This window comes from Tatumella ptyseos ATCC 33301 (assembly GCF_000735525.1).
In the GTDB taxonomy this organism is placed as follows: Bacteria; Pseudomonadota; Gammaproteobacteria; order Enterobacterales; family Enterobacteriaceae; genus Tatumella; species Tatumella ptyseos.
In genome coordinates, this window is sequence record NZ_JMPR01000011.1 from 82,251 (window position 1) to 92,518 (window position 10,268).

The window sequence follows — 10,268 nt, forward strand, 5'->3', positions numbered from 1 at the left end:
CAGGTGTTTTCCATGACAAATCCATTAATTATTAAACTGGGCGGCGTACTGCTGGATAGCGAAGAAGCGCTGGGAAGATTATTTGATGCATTACTGGCATATCGTCAGAAGCATCAGCGTCCTCTGGTGATTGTCCATGGCGGGGGCTGTCTGGTTGACGACCTGATGAAGAAACTGGCACTGCCGGTCAGCAAAAAAAACGGACTGCGGGTTACCCCGGCAGATCAGATAGACATCATTACCGGTGCTCTGGCGGGTACGGCCAATAAAACGTTACTGGCCTGGGCCAGAAAATACGGCATTAATGCGGTCGGCCTGTCACTGGGTGACGGCGGCATCGCGAATGTCGCGCAGTTTGATGAGGAACTGGGTCATGTCGGTAAAGCGACACCCGGTAACCCGGCATTGGTGAATACATTAACCGGCAGCGGTTATTTGCCGATCATCAGTTCTATCGGGATCACCGACGACGGACTGTTGATGAATGTGAATGCTGACCAGGCCGCCACTGCGCTGGCTTCCACCTTAGGCGCCGACCTGGTACTGCTGTCAGATGTGAGCGGTATTCTTGACGGTAAAGGACAGCGTATTGAAGAAATGACCGCTGAGAAGGCTGAAGCCTTAATCGCTCAGGGCATTATTACTGACGGTATGATTGTAAAAGTCCATGCGGCGCTGGATGCTGCAAAAACGCTGGGCCGGCCGGTGGATATTGCCAGCTGGCGGCATGCAGAGCAGTTACCTGACTTATTTAACGGTGTGTCCATTGGCACCCGGATTTTGGCTTAACGACAAAGACTGATTCAAGGATTAAACGATGCAAACTCAAGGTATTAAAAAAATCGTTCTGGCGTACTCCGGCGGACTGGACACTTCGGCGATCATTCCCTGGCTGAAAGAGAACTACGGCTGTGAAGTTGTCGCTTTTGTCGCTAACGTAGGTCAGGATCCGGAAGATCTGGTCGGCGTTGAAGGGAAAGCCCTGCAGTCAGGCGCCTCAGAATGTCATGTCGTTGACCTGCGTGAAGAGTTCATCAGTGATTATGTTTATCCGGTGCTGCAAACCGGCGCACTGTATGAAGGTACCTATCTGCTGGGGACCTCCATGGCACGTCCTATCATTGCTAAAGCTCAGGTTGAGCTGGCTCTGAAAGTGGGCGCAGATGCGGTATGTCACGGCGCTACCGGTAAAGGGAATGATCAGGTACGTTTCGAAAGCACCTATGCTGCGCTGGCACCTCAGCTGAAAGTCGTTGCGCCATGGCGTGAATGGGACCTGCGTTCGCGTGAAGCCCTGCTGGCCTACCTGAAAGAGCGTAATATTCCGACCACGGCGACGCTGGAAAAAATCTACAGCCGTGATGAGAATGCATGGCATATCTCGACAGAAGGCGGTGTGCTGGAAAGCCCGTGGAATGCTTCAAACAAAGACTGCTGGGTCTGGACGACCGATCCTCTGGAAGCGCCGGATCAGCCGGAACAGGTGACCGTGAAAGTTGAAAAAGGCCAGGTGGTTGCGGTTAACGGTGAAGCTCTGACGCCTTTCGGATGCCTGGAAAAACTGAACGTGCTGGGAGCGAAACACGGTGTTGGCCGTATCGATATTGTCGAAAACCGTCTGGTTGGCATGAAATCCCGTGGTTGCTATGAAACTCCTGGCGGCACCATTATGGTGAATGCGTTACGTGCTGTTGAACAGCTGGTACTGGATCGCGACAGCTACAAATGGCGTGAGCAGCTGGGCCTTGAAATGTCCTATGTCGTGTATGACGGACGCTGGTTTACGCCACTGCGTAAGTCTTTACAGGCTTCTGCAGAATCGCTGGCGGAAGAGGTTAACGGTGAAGTCGTGCTGCAGTTATACAAAGGCCAGGTCAGCGCAATTCAGAAGAAATCAGAAAACAGCCTGTATTCAGAAGAGTTCGCTACCTTCGGCGAAGATGAAGTTTATGATCACAGCCATGCCGGTGGCTTCATTCGTTTGTACTCTCTGTCTTCACGTATCCGTGCATTGAAAGAACAGAAATAAGATTCCGGTCAGATAATCCGGAGCAGGGTAGCGGTGAGGCTACCCTGCAGTTCAGAATAACCCATTATAGGGAGCATCATTATGGCACTGTGGGGCGGACGTTTTACTCAGGCAGCAGACCAGCGGTTTAAACAATTTAACGACTCTCTGCGTTTTGACTACCGACTGGCAGAACAGGACATCACCGGCTCAGTGGCCTGGTCTAAAGCACTGGTTACGGTCGGGGTGTTGAGTCAGGAAGAACAGCAACAGCTGGAACAGGCACTGCATGCCCTGCTGAGTGAAGTTCGTGCTAACCCTGAGCAGGTACTGCAAAGCGATGCCGAAGATATCCATAGCTGGGTCGAAGGTAAGCTTATCGACAAAGTCGGCGCGCTGGGTAAAAAACTGCATACCGGTCGCAGCCGTAACGACCAGGTGGCGACGGATCTGAAACTGTGGTGTAAACAACAGGTCAGTGAACTTCTGAACGCGACCCGTGAGTTACAGCAGGCGCTGGTGGCTACCGCTGAAGCGAATCAGGATGCAGTCATGCCGGGGTATACCCACCTGCAACGTGCCCAGCCGGTCACCTTTGCCCACTGGTGTCTGGCCTATACAGAAATGCTGGCACGGGATGAAAGCCGGCTGCAGGATGCATTAAAGCGTCTGGATGTCAGTCCGCTGGGATGCGGTGCGCTGGCCGGAACTGCCTATGAGATCGATCGTGAACAACTGGCCGGTTGGTTAGGTTTTGCCTCTGCGACACGCAATAGTCTGGACTCTGTTTCTGATCGCGACCATGTGCTGGAATTACTCTCTGATGCCTCCATCGGTATGGTGCACTTGTCCCGCTTTGCGGAAGACCTGATTTTCTTCAACTCCGGTGAAGCCGGCTTTGTTGAACTGTCCGATAAAGTGACTTCTGGCTCCTCCCTGATGCCACAGAAAAAGAACCCGGATGCGCTGGAACTGATCCGCGGCAAATGTGGCCGTGTGCAGGGTGCACTGACCGGAATGATGATGACCCTGAAAGGGCTACCGCTGGCCTATAATAAAGACATGCAGGAAGATAAAGAAGGGCTGTTTGATGCCCTGGATACCTGGCTGGATTGTCTGCATATGGCCGGGTTAGTGCTGGAAGGCATTCAGGTGAAGCGTCCGCGCTGTCAGGAAGCGGCAGAGCAGGGATATGCCAACTCGACAGAGCTGGCTGATTATCTGGTGGCTAAAGGCGTCCCTTTCCGTGAAGCTCACCATATTGTGGGCGAGGCTGTGGTTGCGGCGATCCATAAAGGGGTGGCGCTGGAAGCCTTATCCCTGGAGGAGCTTAAAACCTTCAGTCCGGTGATTGACCAGGATGTTTACCCGATCCTGTCATTACAGTCCTGTCTGGACAAACGTAATGCACAGGGGGGCGTGGCTCCGGCACAGGTTGCATTGGCTATCAGTGACGCTAAAAAGCGCCTGGGTTAAGCGGCGGATAAAATAAAAACAGCGGACCCGGGTCCGCTGTTTTTTTTATGTTTACGGGGGAGCGACCGTCAGGCAGCGATTATCCCCGCAGGAAGTACTGCTCCAGGTCATCGCTGCCACCGATATGGCGGCCACCGATAAAGACCTGAGGCACCGTTGCGCGCCCGGTAACGGCACGGAGGCTCACGGTGGTAGCATCCTGGCCTAAAATAATCTCTTCATACTGGATCCCGCGTTCCTGCAGCATCTGTTTTGCTTTTGCACAGAACTGGCAGCCCGGTTTGGTAAACAGAGAGACGGATTCCTGCAGTTTTACATCCGGTGCCAGATATTGCAGCATGGTATCAGCATCAGAGACTTCAAACGGGTCACCCGGTTTGTTAGGTTCAACAAACATTTTCTCAACTTTGCCGTCGCGAACCAGCATAGAGTAACGCCATGAACGTGCACCGAAGCCCAGGTCTTCTTTTTCGACCAGCATATCCATGCCCCGGGTAAAGTCACCATTACCGTCCGGAATAAAGGTAATATTTTCCGCATGCTGATCGGCTTTCCATGCATTCATCACGAAGGTATCGTTGACGGAAATACACAGAATATCGTCAACGCCATGCTGTGAGAAAACGCTGTACAGCTCGTTATAGCGCGGCAGATGGCTGGATGAACATGTCGGGGTAAATGCACCCGGCAGTGAGAAGACGATGACCGTTTTGTTTTTGAACAAATCATCGGTGGTCACATTGACCCATTTGTCACCCTGACGGGTGTGAAAGGTCACCTGGGGTACTGAACGGCCTTCATAAGTCTCTGACATACTTTCTCCTGTCTGGTGTAGGAACACACTCAATCATCGGTAATTTGAATCTGATAGCAATTATTATGACCTCTCTGTCTTGATAGGGCTAATCGTTGATTGCTATGCTATCTATCGCCATGAACTATCATGCGCCGGAGGAAATTAATGAATATTCGTGACCTTGAGTATCTGGTTTCACTGGCAGAACATCGCCATTTTCGTCGGGCTGCGGATGCCTGTCATGTCAGCCAGCCAACGCTGAGCGGTCAAATCCGTAAACTGGAAGATGAGCTGGGCGTTATGCTGTTGGAGCGTACCAGTCGTAAGGTGCTCTTCACTCAGGCCGGTTTACTACTGGTGGATCAGGCCCGTACTGTTCTGCGGGAAGTAAAAGTACTTAAGGAAATGGCTAGCCAGCAAGGCGAAACCATGTCCGGCCCGTTGCATATCGGCCTCATTCCGACGGTCGGTCCGTATTTGTTACCTCAGATAGTCCCTATGTTGCATCAGACATTCCCGAAACTGGAAATGTATCTGCATGAAGCCCAGACACAACAGTTACTGGCTCAACTGGATAGCGGACAGCTCGATTGCGCCATTATGGCACTGGTCAAAGAAACCGAAGCGTTTATCGAAGTGCCGTTATTTGATGAACCGATGAAGCTGGCAGTTTATTCCGATCATCCCTGGCATCAACGGGAAAGAGTCCCGATGTCAGAACTGGCGGGTGAGAAGCTGCTGATGTTGCAGGACGGACACTGTCTGAGAGATCAGGCGATGGGCTTCTGTTTTTCCGCCGGCGCAGATGAAGACACTCATTTCCGTGCCACCAGTCTGGAGACCTTACGTAATATGGTCGCCGCAGGCAGCGGGATTACGTTGATGCCTTCGCTGGCTATCCCGAATGAAAGGGAGCGGGATGGCGTATGTTACATCCCTTGTGACAAGCCGGTTCCCCAACGCACCATTGCACTGATCTACCGCCCCGGGTCGCCTCTGCGCAGCCGTTATGAACAACTGGCAGAGACTATTAGCGCGCATATGCGTGACTCAGGGAACCTGTCAAAATAAACGATTAAGGCCATTGAGCGCAGCAACGCGATACGCTTCGGCCATCGTCGGGTAGTTAAAGGTGGTATTTACAAAGTATTCCAGCGTATTACCACCATTTTTCTGTTCCATAATGGCCTGACCGATATGAATGATTTCTGCCGCCCGCTCACCGAAGCAGTGAATACCCAGAATTTCTTTGGTATCGCGGTGGAAGAGTATTTTCAGGCTGCCGATGTTCATCCCGACAATCTGAGCCCTGGCAAGGTGTTTAAACTGTGCCCGGCCGACTTCGTAAGGGATTTTCATTGCGGTTAACTGTTGTTCTGTTTTTCCGACAGAACTGATTTCCGGAATGGTATAAATCCCTGTCGGTATATCTTCAATCAGATGGGCTGTAGCTTCACCTTTTATAATCGCTTGCGCCGCTATCCTGCCCTGATCATAAGCTGCAGAGGCCAGACTCGGATAACCAATGACGTCCCCGACGGCATAAATATGAGGCTGTGCTGTCTGATACATCCCGTTGACCTTCAGCAATCCGCGGCTATCGGCTTCCAGCCCGGCATTTTCCAGCGTCAGTGAATCTGTGTTACCTGTGCGCCCGTTAGCATAGAGCAGACAATCCGCTTTCATCCGTTTGCCGGACTTCAGCGAGACAATGACTCCCTCGTCATTGGCTTCCACTTTTTCAAATTCTTCGTTGTGGCGAATAACCACGCCGCTGTTCCAGAAATGATAAGAGAGTGAATCTGACATTTCCTGATCCAGGAAGGCCAGCAAGCGATCACGGGTATTAATCAAATCCACTTTCACACCGAGACCGCGGAAAATAGACGCATACTCACAACCGATAACCCCGGCACCATAAATGATGACATGGGAAGGCTCATGATGAAGATCAAGGATGGAATCAGAATCGTAAATGCGTGGATGAGAGAAGTCTACGCTATCCGGATGATAAGGACGTGAGCCGCAAGCGATAACAAACTTCCCGGCCGTGAGTCTCTCACTGGAACCGTCAGGAAGCACCACTTCCAGGGTGTGGTCATCAATAAAATGAGCATCCCCCTGATAGAGCTCACAGTGATTACGTTCATAGAACCCCTGCCGCATATTGGTTTGCTGCTGAATAACATTTTCCGTGTGTTTCAGAATGTCTGCAAATGAAGAGCGCAGCAGGCGGGTGTGATCGCTGTATAACGGGTTCTGGTTAAATTCAATAATTCTGCTGACCGCATGACGCAGTGCTTTTGACGGGATTGTGCCCCAATGGGTACATCCCCCCCCGATATTGTGAAAGCGCTCGATAACGGCAACTTTTGCCCCTTGCTTTACCAGTCCCATGGCCGCACCTTCACCGCCGGGGCCGGAACCAATCACAATCGCATCATAATCGTAAGACTTTTGCATATTCACACGTCCTATGTCCTAAAACATTATTACAACGTAAATATAACATTTCGTTCAAAACACCTGAACGCCAATCGTGTTATTTCTTATTTCAGGCTCTGATTGATAAGTTAACAGGCGTTCACAAAGTTTGCGCCACTGTACGCTGATAATTTTGATATAGTGCCGAAATGAAGTGTAAAAAGGCAGAGATGATGGGCGTCAGAGCACAGCAAAAAGAACGTACAAGACGTACTCTTATTGAAGCAGCGTTCAGTCAGTTAAGTGCGGAACGCAGCTTTGCCAGTTTGAGTCTCCGTGAAGTCGCCCGTGAAGCCGGTATTGCACCGACTTCCTTTTACCGGCATTTTAAAGATGTGGACGAGCTTGGACTGACAATGGTCGATGAGAGCGGGCTTATGTTACGTCAGCTGATGCGCCAGGCCCGTCAGCGCATTGCCAAGGGTGGCAGTATCATCAAGACCTCTGTCTCTACCTTTATGGAATTTATCGGCAATAACCCGAATGCGTTTCGTTTATTATTGCGTGAGCGTTCCGGGACCTCAGCCGCATTTCGTGCCGCCGTTGCGCGGGAAATTCAGCATTTTATTGCTGAACTGGCCGATTATCTTGAATTAGAAAACCATATGCCTCGCAGCTTTACAGAAGCGCAGGCAGAAGCGATGGTAACGATTGTTTTCAGTGCCGGTGCTGAAGCGGTAGATGTGGATATTGAGCAGCGACGCAAACTCGAAGAGCGTCTGGTCCTTCAGTTAAGAATGATCTCGAAAGGTGCCTATTATTGGTATCGTCGTGAACAGGAAAGATTGGCTTCAGCCACAGATAAATCAGAAGAGTAAACAAACAGGTAATATTATGACTGAGCAAAATCCTCGTGATAAAGGAACACTGATCTTAGCTTTTATCACCGGTTTATCCATCCACGGTACCTTTACCACCCTTTTTAACAGCTATGTTCCGTTTTCATTTTTTCCCTTAATTTCGCTGGGGCTGGCGGTCTGGTACCTGCATAAACGGTATCTGAATCGCAGTATGCCGGAAGGTATGCCTTCACTGGCTACAGGGTTCTTCTTTCTGGGGATCTTTTTGTACAGTGCTATCATTCGTGCACAGTACCCGGAAATGGGTTCTAATTTCTTTCCGACACTGGTGATGGTTTGTCTGGTGTTCTGGATGTTCAGCCGGTTTCGCGGCCGTTAAACTAAAAACCCCGCCAGCGGCGGGGTTGTTGTCAGTCTTTGCGACGCAACAGCACTCCACACTCCATATGATGGGTGTAAGGAAACTGGTCGAACAGCGCCAGACGTTCTATCTGATGTGTTTCGGTTAATGTCCGCAGGTTATCGCACAGAGTTTCCGGATTACAGGAAATATACAGAATCGCCGGGTAGGCCTGAACCATCTTCAGTGTTTCCTGATCCAGCCCGCTGCGTGGCGGGTCGACAAAGATGGTCTCGCACTCATAGCTGCTCAGATCTATCCCTTCCAGGCGATTAAATTCCCGCACACCGTTCATTGCCTGAGTAAACTCCTCAGCAGACATGCGTACCACCTGAACATTGTCTATCTTATTCGCGGCAATATTATATTTTGCGGATTCCACCGAAGGCTTAGCGATTTCTGTGGCCAGTACCCGCCGGAAGTTCCTGGCCAGCGCCAGAGAGAAGTTACCATTCCCGCAATACAGTTCCAGCAGGTCACCTGACGACTGGCGAGTGACATCCAATGCCCATTCGAGCATCTGCACATTAATGGCGGCATTGGGCTGGGTGAAACTATTTTCTACCTGACGGTAGATCATCTCTTTTCCGTCGATGGTCAGCACTTCGTCGATAGCGTCCTGGTCCAGGCAAATTTTGGTTTTTGTCGCACGGCCAATAAAGTGTACTTCGATGCCCTGCGCACGGAACTGATCCCGTAAGCGGGACATTTCAGTCTGCCAGATATCATCTAATTTACGGTGGTAGAGTAAAGAGATAATAATTTTCCCGCTGCAGGTTGAGAGATAATCAATCTGGAACAGCTTATGGCGCAGGACCTTATTATCGCGCAGTGCCTCGATCATCAGCGGCATCATGGTGTTGATAAGTTCGCTGGCGGCAGGGAAGGTCTCTACTTTTATTCTTTGTCGGGTCTGCTGATCAAAAATGATGTGGTACAGATCATCTTCCTGATGCCAGATACGGAATTCAGCGCGCATACGGTAATGGCTGACCGGAGAACGAAAGACTTGCGCCTCAGGTGCATTGAAGGGCGTCATCATCGTTGTCAGGCGATTTACCTTTTCCGCCAGCTGGTCGTCATAGTGTTCTACAGGAAGATGTTCCGGGGTCATGATTAATCCTGGTTATTGGTCAGTAGCCGGCGATTGTAGGGATTCCGCCAGTGATGTCCAGCCCGGGGTGCGCCTCATCGGGCTGTCCGGCACCGGTTTTCCGTCACGTGACTATTCCCCGGGGCCATTAAGAGCACCCCTCCTGCCGCCGGGGATCGTGATAGAATAGAGGCTCCTGTTGGCTGATAACGTTGAGACAGTATATGCCCAGAGATGTTCAGGAAGAGTTAGCACCGTCACTTGCGGCCAACGGCCAGGGCGGGCGACCGACGATATTAGTTTTCGACTCCGGCGTCGGGGGACTCTCCGTTTATGATGAGATCAGGCAGTTATTGCCTGAGGCACATTATATCTATGTATTCGATAATGCCGGTTTTCCTTACGGAGAAAAAACGGAGCAGTTTATTGTGCAGCGGATCATCGCCATCACAGCAGCGGTGACCCGCCAGTATCCGGTTTCTATAGCGGTCGTTGCCTGTAATACTGCAAGTACTGTCTCTTTACCCGCGTTGCGGGAGACGTTTGACTTTCCTGTCGTGGGAGTCGTGCCTGCGATTAAACCTGCAGCCCGACTGACCCGTAACGGTGTCGTCGGGGTACTGGCGACCCGGGGGACCGTCAAACGCAGCTATACACAGCAACTGGTCGAGCAGTTTGCTAAAGAGTGTCAGATAAAAATGCTGGGGTCGTCTGAGCTGGTATTACTGGCGGAAAGGAAGCTGCAAGGCGAGCAGATCCCTTTGCATGACATGAAGGGTATTGTTCAGCCATGGCTTGCTCTGCCAGAACCTCCGGACACTGTCGTTCTGGGATGCACGCATTTTCCTTTACTAAAAGCTGAGTTACAGGCCGTACTCCCGGAAGGTACCCGGCTGGTGGATTCGGGGGCTGCCATCGCCAGAAGAACGGTCTGGTTACTGGAAAACGGATCAGCCGTTAGCGATACGGGCTTACCGGATATCGCGTATTGTACGGAAATGACTCCTCGCGCTGAGCAATTATTGCCCGTTTTACAGCGTTATGGGTTCATTTCGCTTGAAAAAGTCGCACTTTGACTGTTTCCTGAATAAAAAAGCGACACTCAGAAATTTATTTGAAATAAACCCTTGTCAGAAAAAATTATCTCCCTATAATGCGCTCCCACTGACACGGCAAAGCGCGATACGCAGCGACGTGACAGGGACTGAAGA

10 protein-coding genes are annotated in these 10,268 nt (G+C 51.0%); 7 read left to right on the top strand and 3 right to left on the bottom strand.

The annotated features are described in order from the left end of the window. Window positions 1-12 precede the first annotated feature (12 nt). The 3 genes from argB (at window position 13) to argH (ending at window position 3,484) form a co-directional block, all read left to right on the top strand. On the top strand, window positions 13-789 hold the full coding sequence (argB, locus tag GTPT_RS03285) for an acetylglutamate kinase (protein ID WP_025902368.1): 777 nt from the start codon (window positions 13-15) through the stop codon (window positions 787-789). A gap of 28 nt (window positions 790-817) precedes the next feature. Then, window positions 818-2,029, top strand: a complete 1,212-nt coding sequence (locus GTPT_RS03290) for an argininosuccinate synthase (RefSeq protein ID WP_025902367.1) — start codon at window positions 818-820, stop codon at window positions 2,027-2,029. Window positions 2,030-2,110: 81 nt separating this feature from the next. Continuing rightward, window positions 2,111-3,484 carry an argininosuccinate lyase gene (gene argH, locus GTPT_RS03295; RefSeq protein ID WP_025902366.1) on the top strand — a complete coding sequence of 458 codons (1,374 nt, stop codon included), beginning with the start codon at window positions 2,111-2,113 and terminating at the stop codon, window positions 3,482-3,484. Window positions 3,485-3,563: 79 nt separating this feature from the next. On the opposite strand, the gene GTPT_RS03300 is transcribed toward argH, so the two are convergent. Then, window positions 3,564-4,298 (bottom strand): redoxin family protein, encoded by a 735-nt coding sequence (locus GTPT_RS03300; protein WP_029991696.1) that lies wholly within the window; start codon window positions 4,296-4,298, stop codon window positions 3,564-3,566. Window positions 4,299-4,445: 147 nt separating this feature from the next. Between GTPT_RS03300 and oxyR the strand changes: the two genes are divergently transcribed. After that, a complete protein-coding gene (gene oxyR / locus GTPT_RS03305) occupies window positions 4,446-5,351 on the top strand; it encodes a DNA-binding transcriptional regulator OxyR (RefSeq protein ID WP_025902364.1) in 906 nt (301 codons plus the stop codon). Here the strand turns inward: oxyR and sthA are convergent. Beyond that, window positions 5,343-6,743, bottom strand: coding sequence for a Si-specific NAD(P)(+) transhydrogenase (gene sthA, locus GTPT_RS03310; protein ID WP_025902363.1), 1,401 nt, complete (start codon window positions 6,741-6,743; stop codon window positions 5,343-5,345). The two genes, oxyR and sthA, sit on opposite strands and share 9 nt — an antisense overlap. 194 nt (window positions 6,744-6,937) lie before the next feature. Here sthA and fabR point away from each other — a divergent pair, with 194 nt between their 5' ends. Then, window positions 6,938-7,582: an HTH-type transcriptional repressor FabR gene (gene fabR, locus GTPT_RS03315; RefSeq protein WP_025902362.1), complete on the top strand. Its 645-nt coding sequence runs from the start codon at window positions 6,938-6,940 to the stop codon at window positions 7,580-7,582. Window positions 7,583-7,598: 16 nt separating this feature from the next. Next, complete coding sequence (locus tag GTPT_RS03320) at window positions 7,599-7,943, top strand: YijD family membrane protein (protein ID WP_029991697.1); 345 nt, start codon at window positions 7,599-7,601, stop codon at window positions 7,941-7,943. A 31-nt stretch (window positions 7,944-7,974) separates the two neighbouring features. Here GTPT_RS03320 and trmA read toward each other — a convergent pair whose 3' ends face one another. After that, entirely contained in the window at window positions 7,975-9,078 is a 1,104-nt protein-coding gene (gene trmA / locus GTPT_RS03325) for a tRNA (uridine(54)-C5)-methyltransferase TrmA (protein ID WP_029991698.1), read from the bottom strand. A gap of 203 nt (window positions 9,079-9,281) precedes the next feature. Between trmA and murI the strand changes: the two genes are divergently transcribed. Continuing rightward, on the top strand, window positions 9,282-10,133 hold the full coding sequence (gene murI / locus GTPT_RS03330) for a glutamate racemase (RefSeq protein ID WP_029991699.1): 852 nt from the start codon (window positions 9,282-9,284) through the stop codon (window positions 10,131-10,133). Window positions 10,134-10,268: the final 135 nt, after the last annotated feature.